The 19,157-nt window shown below is 58.1% G+C and carries 15 protein-coding genes; 1 reads left to right on the plus strand and 14 read right to left on the minus strand.

From position 1 onward, the window contains the following. Positions 1-159: 159 nt before the first annotated feature. The 3 genes from fusA to rpsL all read right to left on the minus strand — a co-directional run bounded on the left by fusA (position 160) and on the right by rpsL (position 3,281). Positions 160-2,286 (minus strand): elongation factor G, encoded by a 2,127-nt coding sequence (gene fusA / locus WNY61_RS19910; RefSeq protein ID WP_342853182.1) that lies wholly within the window; start codon positions 2,284-2,286, stop codon positions 160-162. A gap of 65 nt (positions 2,287-2,351) precedes the next feature. Beyond that, the gene (gene rpsG / locus WNY61_RS19915; RefSeq protein ID WP_007118827.1) at positions 2,352-2,822 is read right to left on the minus strand and encodes a 30S ribosomal protein S7; all 471 of its coding nucleotides are present in this window, start codon (positions 2,820-2,822) and stop codon (positions 2,352-2,354) included. 87 nt (positions 2,823-2,909) lie between these two features. After that, entirely contained in the window at positions 2,910-3,281 is a 372-nt protein-coding gene (rpsL, locus tag WNY61_RS19920; protein WP_007118826.1) for a 30S ribosomal protein S12, read from the minus strand. A 400-nt stretch (positions 3,282-3,681) separates the two neighbouring features. Between rpsL and WNY61_RS19925 the strand changes: the two genes are divergently transcribed. Next, on the plus strand, positions 3,682-4,485 hold the full coding sequence (locus WNY61_RS19925; protein WP_342853184.1) for a putative rhamnosyl transferase: 804 nt from the start codon (positions 3,682-3,684) through the stop codon (positions 4,483-4,485). On the opposite strand, the gene WNY61_RS19930 is transcribed toward WNY61_RS19925, so the two are convergent. The 11 genes from WNY61_RS19930 to WNY61_RS19980 form a co-directional block, all read right to left on the minus strand. Continuing rightward, the gene (locus tag WNY61_RS19930) at positions 4,458-5,345 is read right to left on the minus strand and encodes a DMT family transporter (RefSeq protein WP_342853185.1); all 888 of its coding nucleotides are present in this window, start codon (positions 5,343-5,345) and stop codon (positions 4,458-4,460) included. The two genes, WNY61_RS19925 and WNY61_RS19930, sit on opposite strands and share 28 nt — an antisense overlap. Positions 5,346-5,498: 153 nt before the next feature. Next, complete coding sequence (locus WNY61_RS19935; RefSeq protein ID WP_342853186.1) at positions 5,499-5,903, minus strand: response regulator; 405 nt, start codon at positions 5,901-5,903, stop codon at positions 5,499-5,501. Positions 5,904-6,087: 184 nt separating this feature from the next. Further along, entirely contained in the window at positions 6,088-10,338 is a 4,251-nt protein-coding gene (gene rpoC / locus WNY61_RS19940; RefSeq protein ID WP_342853188.1) for a DNA-directed RNA polymerase subunit beta', read from the minus strand. 95 nt (positions 10,339-10,433) lie between these two features. Beyond that, entirely contained in the window at positions 10,434-14,570 is a 4,137-nt protein-coding gene (rpoB, locus tag WNY61_RS19945; protein WP_342853189.1) for a DNA-directed RNA polymerase subunit beta, read from the minus strand. A 245-nt stretch (positions 14,571-14,815) separates the two neighbouring features. Then, on the minus strand, positions 14,816-15,187 hold the full coding sequence (gene rplL, locus WNY61_RS19950; protein WP_342853191.1) for a 50S ribosomal protein L7/L12: 372 nt from the start codon (positions 15,185-15,187) through the stop codon (positions 14,816-14,818). Positions 15,188-15,261: 74 nt separating this feature from the next. Next, on the minus strand, positions 15,262-15,777 hold the full coding sequence (gene rplJ, locus WNY61_RS19955; protein WP_007118819.1) for a 50S ribosomal protein L10: 516 nt from the start codon (positions 15,775-15,777) through the stop codon (positions 15,262-15,264). A 272-nt stretch (positions 15,778-16,049) separates the two neighbouring features. Next, positions 16,050-16,748, minus strand: a complete 699-nt coding sequence (gene rplA / locus WNY61_RS19960; protein ID WP_342853192.1) for a 50S ribosomal protein L1 — start codon at positions 16,746-16,748, stop codon at positions 16,050-16,052. A 1-nt stretch (position 16,749) separates the two neighbouring features. Continuing rightward, positions 16,750-17,175, minus strand: a complete 426-nt coding sequence (rplK, locus tag WNY61_RS19965; protein ID WP_007118817.1) for a 50S ribosomal protein L11 — start codon at positions 17,173-17,175, stop codon at positions 16,750-16,752. 145 nt (positions 17,176-17,320) lie between these two features. Beyond that, complete coding sequence (gene nusG, locus WNY61_RS19970; protein WP_007118816.1) at positions 17,321-17,854, minus strand: transcription termination/antitermination protein NusG; 534 nt, start codon at positions 17,852-17,854, stop codon at positions 17,321-17,323. Between the two features lie 208 nt (positions 17,855-18,062). Next, a complete protein-coding gene (gene secE, locus WNY61_RS19975; RefSeq protein WP_342853193.1) occupies positions 18,063-18,260 on the minus strand; it encodes a preprotein translocase subunit SecE in 198 nt (65 codons plus the stop codon). Positions 18,261-18,336: 76 nt separating this feature from the next. Further along, positions 18,337-18,972, minus strand: coding sequence for a hypothetical protein (locus tag WNY61_RS19980; protein ID WP_342853194.1), 636 nt, complete (start codon positions 18,970-18,972; stop codon positions 18,337-18,339). Positions 18,973-19,157: the final 185 nt, after the last annotated feature.

Here is a 19,157-nt window from a genome sequence, read left to right on the forward strand (position 1 = left end):
TACCGTGGTCAACGTGGCCGATTGTGCCGATGTTGACGTGTGGCTTGTTACGTTCAAACTTTGCCTTTGCCATGGTGTTGGCTCCTTTAAGTGTTGGGTGGTGGGCTTAAAAACCCACCCTACAGATTGGGTAGGGCGGGGTTCACCCCGCCATCCCGGTTATGCAAATTTGGCCTGAATCTCGTCAGAGATGTTCTGCGGCACAGGCTCGTAGTGGTCGAACTGCATGGTGAAGTTCGCACGACCGGAAGACATCGAACGCAGCGTGTTGATGTAGCCGAACATGTTCGCCAGCGGCACGAAGGCGTCGATCGCGATGGCATTGCCGCGCGTGTCTTGACCCTGCACCTGACCGCGACGCGATGTCAGGTCACCAATGATGCCACCGGTGTACTCTTCCGGAGTCACAACTTCGACCTTCATGATCGGTTCCAGCAGTTTCGCGCCAGCTTTCTTCATGCCTTCGCGCATACCCATACGGGCAGCGATTTCAAAGGCCAGAACGCTGGAGTCAACGTCGTGGAACTTACCGTCGATCAGGGCGACTTTAAAGTCGATGACCGGGAAGCCCGCCAGCGGACCGGAGTCCAGAACCGACTTGATACCCTTTTCCACGCCCGGGATGTATTCCTTGGGAATGGCACCACCAACGATACGGCTCTCGAAGGAGTAACCTTCGCCCGGCTCGGTCGGCATCAGGATCATCTTAACTTCACCGAACTGACCCGAACCACCCGACTGCTTCTTGTGGGTGTAGGTGATTTCGGCTTCACGGCTGATCGTCTCACGATAAGCAACCTGTGGCGCACCGATGTTCGCTTCGACCTTGAATTCACGCTTGAGGCGATCAACCAAGATGTCGAGGTGAAGTTCGCCCATGCCCTTCATGATGGTCTGACCGGATTCCAGATCGGTTTCGACGCGGAAAGAGGGGTCTTCGGCGGCCAAACGGGCCAGACCTGCAGACATCTTTTCCTGGTCGGCCTTGGTCTTCGGCTCAACCGCGATCTCGATAACCGGATCGGGGAAGGTCATGGTTTCCAGAACCACCGGATCGTTGGCGGCACAAAGCGTGTCACCTGTGGTGGTGTCTTTCAGACCGGCAAGCGCGATGATGTCGCCCGCGAAGGCTTCTTCGATCTCTTCACGGTTGATCGAGTGCATCATCATCATACGACCGACGCGCTCTTTCTTACCTTTGGTCGAGTTCAGAAGGGTATCGCCCTTCTTGAGCACGCCCGAGTAAACGCGGGTGAATGTCAGCGAGCCAACAAACGGGTCGTTCATGATTTTGAACGCAAGGCCAGAGAACGCCATGTCATCATCCGCACGACGTGGGATGTTGCGTGTTTCTGTCTCATCGCCCGGCTTGAAGCCCATGTAGTCGACAACGTCCAGCGGGCTGGGCAGATAGTCGATTACGGCGTTAAGCAGCGGCTGAACACCTTTGTTCTTGAAGGCAGAGCCACAAAGAACGGGGATGAATTTGATCGCCAGCGTGCCCTTACGGATCAGCGCGCGCAGGGTGTCGACGTCAGGCTCGGCGCCGTCCATCAGGTAGTTTTCCATCGCCTCATCGTCCATCTCGACCGCAGTCTCGATGAGCTTGGCACGCCATTCGACGGCAGTGTCCTTCAGGCTGTCACGGATTTCGCGCTGTTCCCAGCCGGCACCCAGATCTTCACCGGACCACACCCATTCTTTCATGGTGACGAGGTCAACGAGACCTTCGAGCTCGGTCTCGGCGCCAATTGGGATCTGGATCGGAGCGGGTGTGGCACCTGTACGGTCTTTGATCATCTTCACGCAGTTGAAGAAGTCAGCGCCGATTTTGTCCATCTTGTTGACAAAAACAATACGCGGAACCTTGTAGCGGTCAGCCTGACGCCACACGGTTTCGGTCTGCGGCTCAACACCAGCGTTGGCGTCAAGCACGGCAACCGCGCCATCGAGAACCGCCAGCGAACGCTCAACTTCAATGGTGAAGTCAACGTGGCCGGGGGTGTCGATGATGTTCATCCGGTACTTGGTGTCGGATGTCGCATCGGCTGTAGGCTCTTCCTGGCGCTGCCAGAACGTGGTGGTCGCGGCGGATGTAATGGTGATCCCGCGTTCCTGTTCCTGCTCCATCCAGTCCATCGTCGCGGCGCCATCATGCACCTCACCGATGTTGTGGGATTTGCCGGTGTAGAACAGAATACGTTCGGAACAGGTGGTTTTGCCGGCATCGATGTGGGCCATGATGCCGAAGTTGCGGTAGCGTTGGAGCGGATAGTCGCGTGCCATGGGGCTGCTTCCTCGAAAATGTCAGTACGAACAGATCGCGCCCGAAACCGGGCGCGACGTTGAAATTACCAGCGGTAGTGGCTGAACGCTTTGTTGGCGTCGGCCATCTTGTGCGTGTCTTCGCGCTTCTTAACGGCAGTACCACGGGATTGGACGGCGTCCATCAGCTCGCCTGCGAGGCGCTCTTCCATGGTGTTTTCGTTGCGCGCACGGGCAGCTTTGATCAACCAGCGGATCGCCAGCGCCTGACGACGCTCGGGGCGCACTTCGACCGGCACCTGATAGGTGGCACCACCAACGCGACGCGAACGAACTTCGACGGACGGCTGGATGTTTTCAAGCGCTTCGTGGAACACTTCGATCGGGGCGCGTTTGATCTTGTCTTCGACGCGGGTCATCGCGTTGTAGACGATGCGCTCGGCGACAGATTTCTTGCCGTCGATCATCAGGTTGTTCATGAATTTGGTGAGAACCAGATCGCCGTATTTGGCGTCTGGCAGGACTTCGCGTTTTTCAGCGGCGTGGCGGCGTGACATGTCAGTGTCTTCCTCTTGGCGGGTGGTGGGGCCAAGCCCCACCCAACATCGAATGGATAGGTGGGGGCATGCCCCACCACTGCGAGATTACTTCGGACGCTTCGCGCCGTACTTGGAGCGGCGCTGCTTCCGGTCCTTGACACCTTGGGTATCGAGAACACCGCGCAGGATGTGGTAGCGCACACCGGGAAGGTCTTTTACACGACCGCCGCGGATCAGAACCACGGAGTGTTCCTGAAGGTTGTGGCTCTCACCCGGGATGTAGGAGATGACTTCGAAACCATTGGTCAGGCGCACTTTGGCAACCTTACGCATGGCCGAGTTCGGCTTCTTGGGTGTTGTTGTGTAAACCCGTGTGCAGACGCCGCGCTTTTGCGGGCACTCCTGCAGGTGCATGGATTTCGAACGTTTGACTTTCGGCTGCCGCGGCTTGCGGATCAGCTGTTGGATCGTTGGCATTCCGGATATATCCCCGTATCGCTCAGATTTTGTACACGGGGGATCCCCCATGCGGCTAAATTCGGTTACTTCGTGCGTCCACAAAGCAAATTGACCGCAACGTTCCCGTACCGAGGAAAACGACGCGGTGGGTTAACAGAGGATCGGGCCAGTAGTAGGCCGGATCGTGACCACTTGAGTTATGAGTTCGGATTGGCAGAGCGGCCTCCACCTCCGAGATAGCGGGCGTATAGGACGTTGCGCGGGGGCTGTCAACAGCAGGGCCCGGCCCGGCGACGTCCAGAGCAGAGGATCGCGTGCTGTAGATGCGCCATGTGGCCCCTGCCCTCGCAGAGCCCCCTTGCCAGCGGCTGCCCCCTGTCGCCATATTCGTCGACGTTTTCCTTTTGGGGGCAATACCATGCAAGCCATCGGCCTGTGCCGTTTTTCTTACCCCGCCCTCGGTGGATTTCAAGTGGGTCACGACACCACCGAGGAACGCATCGCTTATCTCTATGACGAGGCCCGGCTCGAAGAACGCTTCCGCCTGCTTGAGACGGTCGCCCTGCCCTGCCTCAAAGCGCAGACCGATCCGGATTTCTCCATGGTCTTTTTGATCGGAGACCAGTTTCCCGCACAACATGCCAAACGGCTCGAATCGCTTTTGTCGGACCTGCCTCAGGCGGTGATCCACCGCGAGCCGCCGCGCCAGCACCGCGAGGTGATGAAAGAAGTGCTGAACGCGGCAAGGATCAATCCCAAGGAGGCCTGCCTGCAATTTCGCTATGACGATGACGACGCGGTCTCGGTCGATTTCATCGCGCGCCTGCGCCGCACGGTTGAGGACAGCGTGGGTCTTTTGAAAGATCAGCGCTCTGTCGCGTTCGACTGGCCCAAGGGGTATATCGCGGAGTTTGGCGCAAACGGCATCCGCGCGGCAGAAGTGTTTCGGCCCCTGAATGTGGCTGCACTGGCGATGTATGTGAAGGGCAGCAGCCCGGTCACGATCATGAACTTCGCCCATGAGAAACTGCCGCGTTTCATGCCCTGTGTAAGCCTTCCCGACGCGGCGATGTTCGTGCGCAGTCACAACGGTTCAAACGATTCGCGCCAAGGGCTTGCGCGGCATGTTGAGGTCGCCCCGCTTGATGCCGAAGGCGAAGCGCTGTTTCGCGCGCGCTTTGCCATCGACGCAGATCAGGTGCGCCGGACCTTCTCAGCCTGAATTTTCAGGGCGCGTTCGCGGTAGAGGGTAAAGACCCCCGTGGCCACAACGATGCCCGCGCCGATCATGGTCAGGGTGCCCGGCCAATCGCCAAAAATGAACCAGCCCAGCAGCAGCGCCCAAAGCAGGCCCGTGTAGCGAAACGGCGCGACAAAGGCGACGTCGCCCACACGCATGACCTGGATCGAAAAGAAATACCCACCAAGCACGAAAACCCCTGAACCGCCAATCAGCACCGCCAGCGAAGGGGTCACCGGCGCCCATGGCGCGCTGAGCGACGCGAGCCCCGCCGCCGTCATCACCGACAGCGCGGTGATTAATGTGACCGTCATCGAGGGCACCGCAGGTGACAGGGCGCGGGTTGAAAGATCACGGACCGTCACGCAGAGCACCGCGATCAGCACGTATATCGACCAGATGTTAAACCCTTCGGCCCCCGGCTTCACGATCAGCAAGACACCGCAGAAACCGATCCCAATCGCCACCAGCCGCCGCCAGCCCACCGCCTGCCGCAACACCAGTGCCGCGGCCAACGTGACTGAAAGCGGCACGACTTGAAGGATCGCGGTTACGTTAGCCAAAGGCATGTTGAACAGCGCCGTGAGGAAAAAATACGCCGCGGCAATCTCAGCCACGGAGCGCAGGCCGATCACCCGCCAGTCCCGCGCCTCAAGCCGGAAATCGATGCGCCCCAACTGACGGCTGAGGGCAAGGATCAACACCGTCGTCGTTGCCCCCCGCAGAAACAGCAGCTGAAACAGCGGCAGCGCCCCGTCCGTCATCTTGAGCAGCGTGTCGTTAAACGTGAAACAAGCCATCGAGGCGATCATCAGCAATGCGCCGATGGTATTGGGGGACATGAAGGCGCTCCGGGAAAAATGGCGCGGCTTATACTGGTGCCGCTCCGGAATGACTGGCAGCGGGCACGGGAGCTGTCAAGAACGGCGGCTTGTCCCGCCCTCTGCGATTAGACAGGTGCGCAGGGCGACAGACGGCGCAGCGGTTGCGCGGCTCTACTGGTTAGAGGCCTGCGCCACGGGCTGTTGCTGACTGGCCAGCAGGTTCCGGACCGTGCTGCGCAGCAACCCCGGCTCGACGGGCTTTTGCATCACCGTAGCGGCCAGATCGCGGAAAGCGCCATAAACCTCAAGATCGCGGGTACGACCGCTAAGAAAGATGATTGGCGTTCCGGCAATCGCTGGGTTCTCGCCAAAGCGATGTGCCAATTCCAAACCACCCATATCGGGCATAGAGATATCACTGATGATCAAATCGGGCTTCAGGTCATTCACCACAGCCAGCGCGTCGCGGGCGTTCAGGCAAGAGACGAAGGTCAGCGATCTGTCGTCGGAAAAGATCATCTTTACCAATTCCAGAATGATCGGATCATCGTCGATATGTAGAATGCGGGACGTCATTTGAATGAACCTTACGACGGTTAAGCTTTTGCAAACTTATTGTGACTATGTGGCGGATGTAAGGCTACGGCGGCATTATCCGGGCCAACTTGCCGGCATTGTGCTTTCGATATTGTAGCGCGGCACAAAAAAGCCCCCGCAGTTTTCACTGCGGGGGCTTTTGATTTTCAGATCAAACCTGCGATCAATCGCGGCTCTCGTCGTCACCGACCGGCGTGTTGAACACATCGCCACCGACGATGTCGTCCTCGGCAGAAGGCGTCGGCGCAGCCAATGCGGCAGCGGCTTCGGCTTCTTCGCGGCGCGCTTCGATCACGACGTTGTCGCGGTCTGTCGCGACCTTGCGCATCTGCTGGGTCGCCCCACCAGTGCCCGCTGGGATCAGACGGCCGACGATGACGTTCTCTTTCAGACCGACCAGTTTGTCCCGCTTGCCCTGAACCGAAGCTTCGGTCAGCACGCGCGTTGTTTCCTGGAAGGACGCGGCAGAGATGAAGCTGCGGGTTTGCAGCGACGCCTTGGTGATGCCCAGAAGGATCGGTTCGCCCTTGGCAGGACGGCCACCCTTGGAGATCGCCTTTTCGTTGGCCTGATCAAACTCCTGCTTGTCGACGTGTTCGCCCTTAAGCAGCGTGGTGTCGCCGCTTTCTTGGATTTCCCACTTCTGCAGCATCTGACGCACGATGACTTCGATGTGTTTATCGTTAATCTTCACACCCTGCAGGCGGTAAACGTCCTGCACTTCGTCAATCATGTATTCGGCCAAGGCTTCGACGCCCATGATCGCCAGAATGTCGTGTGGCGCGGGGTTGCCGTCCATGATGTAGTCGCCCTTCTGCACGAAGTCGCCTTCGGCAACGGGGATGTGTTTCCCCTTGGGCACCATGTATTCAACCTTCACGTCCGGATCATCCGAGCTTTCGATCGCGATGCGGCGCTTGTTCTTATAGTCTTTGCCGAAGCGCACATAGCCGTCGATTTCCGCGATGATGGCGTGGTCTTTGGGGCGACGTGCCTCAAAGAGTTCGGCCACACGGGGCAGACCACCGGTAATGTCCTTGGTTTTGGCACCTTCACGCGGGATACGCGCGATGATGTCACCCGCTTGGATTTCGGTCTGATCCTCGACGGACAGAACGGCATCCACAGACATCGGATAGGTCACCGGGTTACCCGCATCGTTGCGGACCGGCTCACCATCGTCACCAACCAGAATGATCTCAGGCTTAAGCTCGTTGCCCTTGGGGGCCGCGCGCCAGTCGATCACGATCTTCTGGGTCATGCCTGTCGCATCATCGGTGTCGTCTTTGACAGCGATGCCCGACACGAGGTCGACGTACTTCGTCATACCCGCTTTTTCAGCGATGATCGGCAGGGTGTAGGGATCCCATTCGAACAGCTTGTCGCCGCGTGCAATGGTATCGCCATCCTTCACGAACAGCTTGGTGCCGTAACCGACCTTGTGGCTGGACCGTTCATCGCCGCTTTCGTCAACGATCGACAGCTTCATGTTCCGGCCCATGACGAGGATCTCGCCCGAGCTGTTTTCCAACGTCATAGCGTTTTCGAACACGATTTTGCCGGACTGGCTGGCCTCAAGGAAGGACTGCTGGCCACCCTGAGCAACGCCGCCGATGTGGAACGTCCGCATCGTCAGCTGTGTACCCGGCTCACCGATAGACTGGGCCGCGATGATGCCGACGGCCTCACCTTGGTTGACCAGCGTACCGCGTGCAAGGTCACGACCATAGCACATGGCGCAGACGCCTTCTTCGGCTTCACATGTCAGCGGGCTACGGATGCGTGCAACCTGAACAGCTGCCACATCAATCGCATCTGCCATGCGTTCGTCGATCAAACCACCGGCAGGCACGATCACTTCTTCGGTGCCCGGCGCCAGAATGTCATCCGCCGCAACACGGCCCAGCAGACGCTCGGCCAGCGAGGAGACGACTTCGCCGTCGTTAACCGCCGCTTCGGCGGTGATCGCAGTCTCAGTACCACAGTCATGCTGACGCACGATGCAGTCTTGCGCCACGTCCACCAGACGACGCGTCAGGTAACCGGAATTCGCTGTTTTCAGAGCGGTATCCGAAAGACCTTTCCGCGCACCGTGCGTCGAGTTGAAGTATTCGAGAACGGTCAGACCTTCTTTAAAGTTCGAGATGATCGGCGTCTCGATGATGTCGCCATTCGGCTTCGCCATCAGACCGCGCATCCCGCCCAGCTGTTTCATCTGTGTAACCGAGCCACGCGCACCGGAGTGGGCCATCATGTAGACCGAGTTCGGCTCTTTCTCGGAGCCATCCTCGTGGTAGGTGATGGCCGAGATGGAGCCCATCATCGCGTCGGTGACCTTGTCGTTACACTTCGACCATGCATCGACGACTTTGTTGTACTTTTCGCCCTGAGTGATCAGACCGTCCATGTACTGCTGTTCAAAGTCCTTCACCTGCTCGCGGGTCTCTTCAACCAGCGGCCATTTGGAGTCTGGGATCAGCATGTCGTCTTTGCCGAAGGAGATGCCCGCTTTGAAAGCTTCGCGGAAACCCATCGTCATGATCTGGTCACAGAAGATAACCGACTCTTTCTGACCGCAATAACGGTAGACGGTGTCGATGACCTGCTGCACTTCTTTCTTCCGCAGCAGACGGTTGACCAAGTCAAACGGTGCTTTGGCGTTCAGCGGCAGCAAGGCGCCAAGGCGTACACGACCGGGGGTCGTGTCAAAGCGCATCATCACTTCGTTGCCTTCGGCGTCGATCTGCTTGATCCGGGCTTTGATCTTGGTGTGCAGGTGAACTGCACCGGCGTCGAGGGCGTGCTGCACCTCATCAACCGAACCAAAGACCATGCCTTCGCCAACCATGCCTTTACGCTCAAGGGTCGTGTAGTAGAGACCCAAGATCATATCCTGCGATGGCACGATGATCGGTGCGCCGTTTGCAGGCGACAGAACGTTGTTCGTGGACATCATCAGAACACGCGCTTCAAGCTGGGCTTCCAGCGAGAGCGGGACGTGAACGGCCATCTGGTCACCGTCAAAGTCAGCGTTAAAGGCCGAACAGACGAGCGGGTGAAGCTGGATCGCTTTACCTTCGATCAACACGGGCTCGAACGCCTGAATGCCAAGACGGTGCAGCGTCGGCGCGCGGTTGAGCATGACGGGGTGCTCACGGATCACCTCATCCAGAATGTCCCAAACTTCGGGACGCTCTTTTTCGACCAGCTTTTTCGCCTGCTTCACGGTAGAGGACAGACCTTTGGCCTCCAGGCGCGAGTAGATGAACGGCTTGAACAGCTCCAACGCCATCTTCTTGGGCAGACCACATTGGTGCAACTTGAGTTCCGGGCCGGTCACAATGACCGAACGACCCGAGAAGTCGACGCGCTTACCCAAAAGGTTTTGACGGAAGCGACCCTGCTTGCCTTTCAGCATGTCCGACAGCGACTTCAGCGGGCGCTTGTTGGCACCGGTGATGACGCGGCCACGGCGGCCGTTGTCGAACAGAGCATCGACGGATTCCTGCAGCATCCGCTTTTCGTTGCGGACGATGATGTCAGGCGCGCGCAGTTCGATCAGACGCTTCAGACGGTTGTTCCGGTTGATCACGCGGCGGTACAGGTCGTTGAGGTCGGAGGTCGCAAAACGGCCACCATCCAGCGGCACAAGCGGGCGCAGCTCTGGCGGGATAACCGGGATCACGGTCATGACCATCCACTCAGGACGGTTGCCCGACTCGAGGAAGGACTCGACTACTTTCAAACGCTTGATGATCTTCTTGGGCTTCAGCTCGCCTGTCGCCTCTTTCAAGTCGGCGCGCAGGGTTTCAGCTTCGGATTCCAGATCAATCGCCGCCAGCATTTCGCGGATCGCTTCGGCACCGATGTTGGCGGTGAAAGCGTCCATGCCATAGGCGTCTTGGGCGTCCATGTACTCTTCTTCGGTCATCATCTGACCGTATTGAAGGTCTGTCAGGCCCGGCTCTATCACGACGTAGTTCTCAAAGTAGAGAACACGTTCCAGATCACGCAGGGTCATGTCCAGCATCAGGCCGATGCGCGAGGGCAGCGACTTGAGGAACCAGATGTGCGCGACTGGCGAGGCCAGCTCGATGTGGCCCATGCGCTCACGACGGACCTTTTGCAGCGTCACTTCGACACCACATTTCTCGCAGACAACGCCGCGATACTTCATCCGCTTATATTTGCCGCAGAGACATTCGTAGTCTTTGATCGGGCCAAAGATACGTGCGCAGAACAGGCCGTCACGCTCGGGCTTGAACGTCCGGTAGTTGATGGTTTCCGGCTTTTTGATTTCGCCGAAGGACCAGCTGAGGATCCGCTCTGGCGAGGCCAAAGAGACCTTGATTTCGTCAAACGCCTTTTGCGGCGTCAGCGGGTTGAACGGGTTGTTTGTCAGTTCCTGGTTCATTTTCAGATCCTTGAAAGGGGTGCGTTGGGAGGGACCGGACCCGTTTTCTTTTAAAGAAAACGGGCCGGGATTTTTAAAAAATCCCGTTTACCGCGTCACTCATCCTCCTCCGCATCCAGGAGTTCCATATTCAGGCCGAGGCCGCGCACTTCCTTGACGAGAACGTTAAAGCTCTCTGGAATGCCCGCTTCGAAGTTATCCTCGCCCTTGACGATGCTTTCATAGACCTTGGTCCGGCCCGCGACGTCGTCCGACTTGACGGTCAGCATTTCCTGCAATGTGTATGCGGCGCCGTAAGCTTCGAGAGCCCAGACTTCCATCTCACCAAAGCGCTGGCCACCGAACTGTGCCTTACCACCCAGCGGCTGCTGTGTGACGAGAGAGTACGGCCCTGTCGAACGTGCGTGGATTTTGTCGTCCACCAAGTGGTGCAGCTTGAGCAGGTACTTGACGCCGACGGTCACCGGGCGGGCAAACTGCTCACCTGTACGACCATCGAACAGCACCGACTGACCAGACGTGTCGAACCCGGCCCGCTTGAGGCTGTCGTTCACGTCCGCTTCCTTGGCACCGTCAAAGACCGGCGTGGCGATTGGCACGCCGCGGCGCACGTTGTCGGCCACTTCAAGAAGCGTGTCCTCGTCCATGCCGGTGATGCCCTCTTCGTAGACATCATCACCGTAAGCCAACTGCATTGCTTCACGCACAGGTGTCAGATCGCCGGAGCGCTTATACTCTTGCAGCGCCTCGTCGATGTTGATGCCCAGACCGCGTGCGGCCCAGCCCATGTGTGTCTCAAGGATCTGACCGACGTTCATCCGCGATGGAACACCCAGAGGGTTAAGGCAGAAGTCGACCGGGGTACCATCGGCGAGGAACGGCATGTCCTCCATCGGCACCACTTTCGAGATCACACCCTTGTTCCCGTGACGACCGGCCATCTTGTCGCCCGGCTGCAGCTTACGCTTCACCGCCACGAACACTTTGACCATCTTCATCACACCCGGGGGCAGATCGTCACCACGACGTACTTTTTCGACCTTGTCCTCGAAACGTGCATCCAAGGTCCGTTTCTGGATCTCATACTGCTCGTTCAGGGCTTCGACGATCTTAGCGTCATCCTCGTCCTCAAGGGCCAGCTGCCACCACTGACCACGGGTCAGGGTTTCCAGCAGTTCCTCGGTGATCTGGCTGTTCGCCTTCACGCCTTTCGGGCCTTTGACGGCGATTTTGCCAAGGATCATGTCCTTGAGACGCGCGTAGATGTTGCGGTCGAGGATCGCCAGCTCATCGTCCCGGTCACGGGCCAGACGTTCAACTTCCTCACGCTCGATCTGCAGCGCACGCTCGTCTTTCTCGACGCCGTGACGGTTGAAGACCCGCACTTCGACAACGGTGCCGAAATCGCCGGGCTTCACACGCAACGAGGTGTCGCGCACGTCAGACGCTTTCTCACCAAAGATGGCGCGCAGAAGCTTCTCTTCCGGCGTCATCGGGCTTTCGCCCTTCGGTGTGATCTTACCCACAAGGATGTCGCCCGGCTCAACGTCCGCACCGATGTAAACGATACCGGCTTCGTCGAGGTTGCGCAGAGCTTCCTCGCCGACGTTGGGAATGTCGCGGGTGATTTCTTCTGGTCCAAGCTTCGTGTCACGGGCGGCGACTTCGAATTCCTCGATGTGGATCGAGGTGAAGACGTCGTCCTGGGAAATCCGCTCAGAGATCAGGATGGAGTCTTCGTAGTTGTAGCCATTCCACGGCATGAAGGCGACGACGACGTTCTTGCCGAGCGCCAGTTCCCCCATGTCGGTCGACGGACCATCGGCGATGACCTGACCTTTGGTGACCTTCTCGCCCACTTTCACCAGCGGACGCTGGTTGATGCAGGTGTTCTGGTTCGAGCGCTGGAATTTGCGCATGCGGTAGATGTCCACACCCGCGTCGCCCAGTTCAAGGTCTTCGGTTGCCCGGATCACGATACGGCTGGCATCGACTTGGTCGATGATACCCGCGCGGCGTGCCATATAGGCAGCCCCGGAATCGCGCGCTACAACTTCTTCGATACCCGTGCCGACGAGCGGCGCCTCGGCTTGCAAAAGCGGTACGGCCTGACGTTGCATGTTCGAGCCCATGAGAGCGCGGTTGGCGTCATCGTTTTCCAAGAAGGGGATTAACGATGCAGCGACCGAGACCAACTGCTTGGGGCTAACGTCGATCAGGTCAACGTTTTCCGTCGGGGCCAGCGTGTAGTCGCCGGACTGACGGGTCGAAACCATCTCGTTCACGAACTTCATGTTCTCGTCGAGGTTGGCGTTCGCCTGTGCCACGGTGTGACGCATCTCCTCGGTCGCGGACATGTAGTGCACTTCGTCGGTGACGATGCTGTCTTTGACGACGCGGTAAGGCGTTTCGATGAAGCCGTATTTGTTCACGCGGGCAAAAGTGGCCAGCGAGTTGATCAGACCAATGTTCGGACCTTCCGGCGTTTCAATCGGGCACATCCGACCATAGTGGGTCGGGTGAACGTCGCGGACTTCAAAGCCCGCACGCTCACGCGTCAAACCGCCAGGTCCAAGCGCCGAGAGGCGACGCTTGTGCGTCACTTCGGACAGCGGGTTGGTTTGGTCCATGAACTGCGACAGCTGCGAAGAGCCGAAGAATTCACGCACCGCAGCCGCGGCCGGCTTGGCGTTGATCAGGTCTTGCGGCATCACAGTGTCGATCTCGACGGAAGACATCCGCTCTTTGATCGCGCGCTCCATGCGCAGCAGGCCAACGCGGTACTGGTTTTCCATCAATTCGCCGACCGAACGCACACGACGGTTGCCGAGGTGGTCAATGTCGTCGATGTCGCCACGGCCATCGCGCAGGTCAACCAGCGCTTTGATACATGCAACGATGTCGTCACGGTCCAGCGTGCGCTGTGTGTCAGGCTTTTCGAGCGCCAGACGCATGTTCATCTTCACGCGGCCAACAGCCGAAAGGTCGTAGCGCTCGCTATCAAAGAACAGAGTGTCGAAAAGAGCGGAGGCGGCCTCAACGGTGGGCGGCTCGCCCGGACGCATGACGCGGTAGATGTCCATGAGCGCGGTGTCGCGGTTCATGTTCTTGTCCATCGCCATGGTGTTACGCATGTAGGGGCCGACGTTGACGTTATCGATGTCCAACAGTGGGATCTCGGTGATACCCGCGTCGATCAGCTCCTTCGCGGTACCGCCGATCAGCGTGCCGTCTTTGTCGTATTCCAGCGTCAACTCGTCACCGGCTTCGACGTAAATCGCACCGGTTTCTTCGTTGATGATGTCAAGCGCAACAAATTTGCCAACGATGTGATCGAAGGGCAGCAGCAGGTCTTTGACTTTGCCTTCGTCGAGCAGCTTTTTGACGGCCCGAGGCGTAACCTTTTTGGTCGCTTCGAACAGGATTTCGCCGGTGTCCGCGTCAACCAGATCATAGGTCGGACGGGTGCCGCGCACACGATCAGGGAAGAAGGGTGCAACCCAGCCCTTATTCTTCTCAAGCTTGTAGGTGACGGTTTTGTAGTAGGCATCCATGATCGCCTCTTGGTCCAGGCCAAGGGCATAGAGCAAGGTCGTCACAGGCAGCTTACGGCGGCGGTCGATGCGCGCATAGACATTGTCTTTAGCGTCGAACTCAAAGTCCAACCAGGAACCGCGGTATGGGATGATACGGCAAGCGAACAGGAGCTTGCCCGAGGAGTGAGTCTTGCCCTTGTCGTGGTCAAAGAACACGCCCGGGGAGCGGTGCATCTGGGATACGATCACACGCTCGGTGCCGTTCACGACAAAGGTGCCGTTCGGCGTCATCAAGGGCATGTCGCCCATGAACACGTCTTGCTCTTTGATGTCTTTGACCGACTTCGCGCCGGTGTCTTCGTCCACATCAAACACGATGAGGCGCAACGTCACCTTGAGGGGTGCGCTGTAGGTCATGTCGCGCTGCTGACATTCCTCAACATCGTATTTCGGCTTTTCCAGCTCGTACTTGACGTACTCAAGAACGGAGGTCTCATTAAAATCTTTGATCGGGAAAACCGACTGGAAAACGCCTGTGATACCTTCACCATCGGTGGGGGTCTCGGCGTCGCCGGAATTCAAGAACAGATCGTAAGAGGATTTCTGAACCTCAATGAGGTTCGGCATCTCCAGCACTTCGCGGATTTTGCCGTAATATTTACGCAGACGTTTCTGGCCAAGGAAGGATTGTGCCATGTGTCGTGTCACCTTTCGTGTCTCTTGCCGAGCGCATCAACCACCGGGGCCGTGGTGCGCGCCCATAAGAGCGGAAAATCCGGGTCAATTCTTGGAATGCGTCCCACCGCATCCCTTCCGACCATGGACCTCTCCAGAGAAATACTCCGCCGGGCGGAACATTCGTCAAAACAGGTCAGGCTGGACAGGAAATCTCCCGTCCAGCCCTTGTTCATGCGTGGTGCACGTTGCCGCGCACCTCTGGCTTAGGCCAGCTCGACTTCGGCGCCAGCTGCTTCCAGCTTGGCTTTGACTTCTTCGGCTTCGGCTTTGTCGACGCCTTCTTTGATTTTGCCACCGGCTTCGACCAGGTCTTTGGCTTCTTTCAGGCCGAGACCTGTGATGCCGCGGACTTCCTTGATCACGTTGATCTTGGATGCGCCGGCGTTCTTCAGAACGACGTCGAATTCGGTCTTTTCTTCTTCGGCAGCGCCGCCATCAGCAGGACCAGCCATCATCACTGCGCCGCCAGCGGCGGGCTCGATGCCGTACTCGTCTTTAAGGATGGTTTTCAGTTCTTGTGCTTCAAGCAGAGTCAGACCAACGATGTCTTCTGCCAGTTTTTTCAGATCAGCCATGTTTAGCTCTTTCCGTTACGATATGTGTGTTCCAACGCGCGTGTTCAACCCGAGCGCCGGCTTGACGATATGCCTTACGCAGCCGCCTTGTCCTCGATCGTGGACAAGATGGATGCGATGTTGCTTGCAGGTGCGCCAATGGCCCCGGCGATGTTCGAAGCAGGTGCGCCGAGCATGCCCGCGATGGTGGAGATAAGCTCCTCCCGCGAAGGCATTTTCGACACGGCTTCGACACCAGCGGCATCCAACGCGTTCTCACCCATGGAACCACCGAGGATCACCAGCTTTGGGTTTTCCTTGGAGAATTCCTGAGCAACCTTGGCCGCGGCCACAGGATCCTCAGAATAGGTCAGAACGGTCATACCCGTCAGAAGGTCAGCGATGCTTTCGCATGGCTTGCCCTCAAGGGCGATCTTGGCGAGCCTGTTTTTGGCAACACGCACGGCCCCACCGGCAGCGCGTGCGCGCGCCCGAAGGTCCTGCATTTCGGCAACTGTCAAACCGACGTAGTGGCTAACCACAACGACGCCAGAGCTTTCAAAGATCTGGCCGAGTTCGTCGACCAGCTGTTCTTTTTGTGCTCTATCCACAGTTTCACTCCAAATTTGGGGGTTGCCCCCCGGCTCAGTTCAGGATGCGATCTTTTGCATCCCATTCGGGTCCAATGTCAGGGTCCCGGCCAAAACCGCCCGAAGGCAGAATTTTTCCGGTTTCCCATCTCAGGAAGGAATTATTCAGGCTGACGCCCAAACCCTCCGTCTCGGACAGACGCGAGGACCGATCTTCTGGCCCTTGCGTATCTGGCGGCCGAAGCCGCCAAATTCGGGTCGTAAGGTGGGATGTTGGCCCCCACCCCACTGGATCACTCGGCGGTTGCGTTCTCAACAGCGACCGACACGCCTGGGCCCATTGTGGAGCTCAGGTTGATCTTTTTCATGTATGTGCCCTTAGAGCCCGAAGGCTTCGCTTTGGACACAGCACCAACGAAGGCACGGATGTTTTCGACCAGCTTGGCTTCGTCGAAGGACAGTTTGCCAATGCCTGCGTGGACGACACCGCCCTTTTCGGCTTTGAACTGAACTTCACCGCCCTTGGCCGCTTTCACGGCGTCGGCGACGTCCATGGTCACGGTGCCAACCTTGGGGTTCGGCATCAGGTTGCGGGGGCCAAGCACTTTACCCAGACGGCCAACGATCGGCATCATGTCGGGTGTCGCGATGCAACGATCAAAGTCGATCTTGCCGGACTGCACGGATTCCATCAGGTCTTCTGCGCCAACGATATCTGCGCCAGCCTTTTCGGCTTCTTCAGCTTTCGCGCCACGGGCGAAGACAGCAACGCGCATGGTTTTGCCGGTGCCGTTGGGCAGGCCGACAACACCGCGGACCATTTGGTCTGCGTGGCGTGGGTCAACACCGAGGTTCATCGCGATCTCGATGGTTTCGTCAAACTTCGCGTTGGCGTTTGCTTTGATGAGGCTTACCGCTTCTTCAACGGTGATCTCTTCTTTGCCAGCAAAGGCTTCACGGGCGGCGCGGGTGCGTTTACCAAGTTTTGCCATCTTACTTCACCTCGATGCCCATGGACCGGGCAGAGCCCAGGATGATTTTCATCGCCGCTTCCACGTCGTTCGCGGACAGGTCGGCGGCTTTTGCTTCTGCGATTTCGCGCAGCTGCTTGGTGGTCACGGTGCCAACGGTTTCACGGCTTGGCGTTTTCGCGCCAGAGTTCACCTTGGCAGCTTTTTTCAGGTAGTAGGACGCGGGGGGCGTCTTGATGTCCATCGTGAAGGACTTGTCCTGATAGTAGCTGATCACGGTCGGGCATGGGGCGCCCGGCTCCAGATCTGCGGTCTTGGCGTTGAACGCCTTGCAGAATTCCATGATGTTGATGCCGCGCTGACCGAGAGCCGGACCAACGGGCGGGGACGGGTTTGCTTGACCCGCTTTAACTTGCAACTTCATCGTACCGACGAGTTTCTTGGCCATCTGACCATTCTCCTTTCAACACCCTTGGGGCGCGCCCCGCGGGTTCTTCGTTGCGTGGTCCGGTTTGAACGCCGCGGCGCCCTCGCCTCCCACAGTGACCGACACCCTCAGGCGCCGGGATGACGGGGCGAACCCCGCCTCACACTCAGATCTGCTTATTGACCTGCGTGAATTCCAATTCGACCGGGGTTTCCCGGCCAAAGATCGACACCGACACCTTAAGGCGCTGGTTGTCTTCGTCGACTTCCTCGATCATACCGTCGAAGTCCTCGAACGGACCGTCGGCAACCTTGACCTTTTCGCCGATCTCAAAGTGGATCAGCGTGCGTGGGGCTTCTTCGCCTTCCTGCACACGACCCAAGATCGCCTGAACTTCGGCATCGCGCATCGGCATCGGGCGGCCCTGCGGGCCCAAGAAACCGGTGACGCGGTTGATCGAGTTGATCAGGTGGTAGCCCGCGTCAGACATTTCCATATGCACCAGCACGTAGCCGGGCATGAAGCGACGCTCGGTTGTCACCTTCTTGCCGCGCCGGACCTCAATCACCTCTTCGGTGGGCACCAGCACTTCGTCAATCTGGTCTTCAAGTTCCTGCTCAGCCACGGATGCGCGGATCTGCTCGGCGATCTTCTTTTCGAAGTTCGACAGGACACTGACCGAATACCACCGTTTTGCCATCTGAACTCTGGTCCCTGTCTTGCCATGCGGGCTGCCCCGGCATGTAAATTCGTAAATCACACGGGGCCTCAGCCCCGCAACATCTGAACAAAAAATCGGCGCGCAACTCGAATCGCCGCACGCCCCTTTTCAGGTCAGGTCTGCGCAATAGCCCGCGCAGACGCAGGTTTCAAGGGTGTAAACATAAATTCACCCATGCGGGCGATGCTTAGCCGAACATTCCAAGGATCTGCTGCAAACCACCGCGGATCAGAATGTCGACAATTGCAAAGAAAATAGCTGTCAGTGCGGCAAGGATAAAGACCATTACCGTGGTCAGCATCACTTCGCGCTTGGTCGGCCAAACAACCTTGGCAACTTCGGTGCGAACCTGCTGGATGAACTGAAGTGGATTGGTGGTGGCCATGACTATTTTCCCTATTAGCGGATTGGGCGGATGTAACGGGTCCGTCGTCTAGTTTCAAGACTACATCGCGCTGCGGCTAGACTTCAGAGTTCCGCAAATTATCAAAGCGGCGGTCAAGGGCTTCACCATGGCGCGCGTCAGCCGCGGCCATCTCACCAAAGTCCGGCAGATAGAGCCCATCAACCGTACCTTCTGGGAATCGGTCAAGGACGGCGTCCCACCTCATCGCAAATGCATCCAATCGTGCGTGTATCCGCGCCGCCCGCTCCGGCCGGCGCCCGGCATACCAGCGCCCAAGCGCCATCGCACGTTGCCAAAATCCGTCATAACCAAGCGCTAGGAACACCCCAAGCGTGATGAACACCATAAGAAGGATAAGACCGAGCACCAGCAAAGGGCGGAGAACGACCAGCAAAGCAAGCACAGCAAGTGCGATCATCCCCGGCGATGGACGCCAATTGGGAAGTTTCAATACGGAACGCATACGAGATTTTGCTTTGGCGGATTCTGGCTTTGACAAGTCAGGAAATGCCCCTCGCCCTAAGGAGCGCGTTTTGATCGAAGATTTCTGCGACGCCTCAGAAGGTTCTACTTCACTGGCTCCGGACGATCTAACAACATCAGCCGCTCCATCACTCTCCACGAGGTTGCGGATCACGGACAGCGACGCTGGATCCAAGTCTGGTGCTTTCGATTGCGGTGAATTGCTCATTTCAGTCTCTCTACGCAGTTGCCAAAGAGTTACTGAGCCTTTGCGCCGTAGATTAGACGGAAATTTGACCGATATTGGGCAGGGTCAAGCGGATGGCAAGCCGCCGGCAGCGTAACCGGGCGTCATATCACGATCAAAAAGAACCCATTCCCCGAAACGCAAAACCGCCGCTGCATGTTTTGCAG

The organism is Sulfitobacter sp. AS92 (assembly GCF_038900015.1).
In the GTDB taxonomy this organism is placed as follows: domain Bacteria; phylum Pseudomonadota; class Alphaproteobacteria; order Rhodobacterales; family Rhodobacteraceae; genus Sulfitobacter.

Excerpts from the sequence above, each read along its gene's own strand:
- rplL (WP_342853191.1), bottom strand. The coding sequence starts at position 15,187 with ATGGCTGATCTGAAAAAACTGGCAGAAGACATCGTTGGTCTGACTCTG.
- rpsG (WP_007118827.1), bottom strand. The coding sequence starts at position 2,822 with ATGTCACGCCGCCACGCCGCTGAAAAACGCGAAGTCCTGCCAGACGCC.
- WNY61_RS19925 (WP_342853184.1), top strand. The coding sequence starts at position 3,682 with ATGCAAGCCATCGGCCTGTGCCGTTTTTCTTACCCCGCCCTCGGTGGA.
- WNY61_RS19980 (WP_342853194.1), bottom strand. The coding sequence starts at position 18,972 with ATGAGCAATTCACCGCAATCGAAAGCACCAGACTTGGATCCAGCGTCG.
- rpoB (WP_342853189.1), bottom strand. The coding sequence starts at position 14,570 with ATGGCACAATCCTTCCTTGGCCAGAAACGTCTGCGTAAATATTACGGC.
- secE (WP_342853193.1), bottom strand. The coding sequence starts at position 18,260 with ATGGCCACCACCAATCCACTTCAGTTCATCCAGCAGGTTCGCACCGAA.
- fusA (WP_342853182.1), bottom strand. The coding sequence starts at position 2,286 with ATGGCACGCGACTATCCGCTCCAACGCTACCGCAACTTCGGCATCATG.
- rpsL (WP_007118826.1), bottom strand. The coding sequence starts at position 3,281 with ATGCCAACGATCCAACAGCTGATCCGCAAGCCGCGGCAGCCGAAAGTC.
- WNY61_RS19930 (WP_342853185.1), bottom strand. The coding sequence starts at position 5,345 with ATGTCCCCCAATACCATCGGCGCATTGCTGATGATCGCCTCGATGGCT.
- nusG (WP_007118816.1), bottom strand. The coding sequence starts at position 17,854 with ATGGCAAAACGGTGGTATTCGGTCAGTGTCCTGTCGAACTTCGAAAAG.
- rplA (WP_342853192.1), bottom strand. The coding sequence starts at position 16,748 with ATGGCAAAACTTGGTAAACGCACCCGCGCCGCCCGTGAAGCCTTTGCT.
- rpoC (WP_342853188.1), bottom strand. The coding sequence starts at position 10,338 with ATGAACCAGGAACTGACAAACAACCCGTTCAACCCGCTGACGCCGCAA.
- WNY61_RS19935 (WP_342853186.1), bottom strand. The coding sequence starts at position 5,903 with ATGACGTCCCGCATTCTACATATCGACGATGATCCGATCATTCTGGAA.
- rplK (WP_007118817.1), bottom strand. The coding sequence starts at position 17,175 with ATGGCCAAGAAACTCGTCGGTACGATGAAGTTGCAAGTTAAAGCGGGT.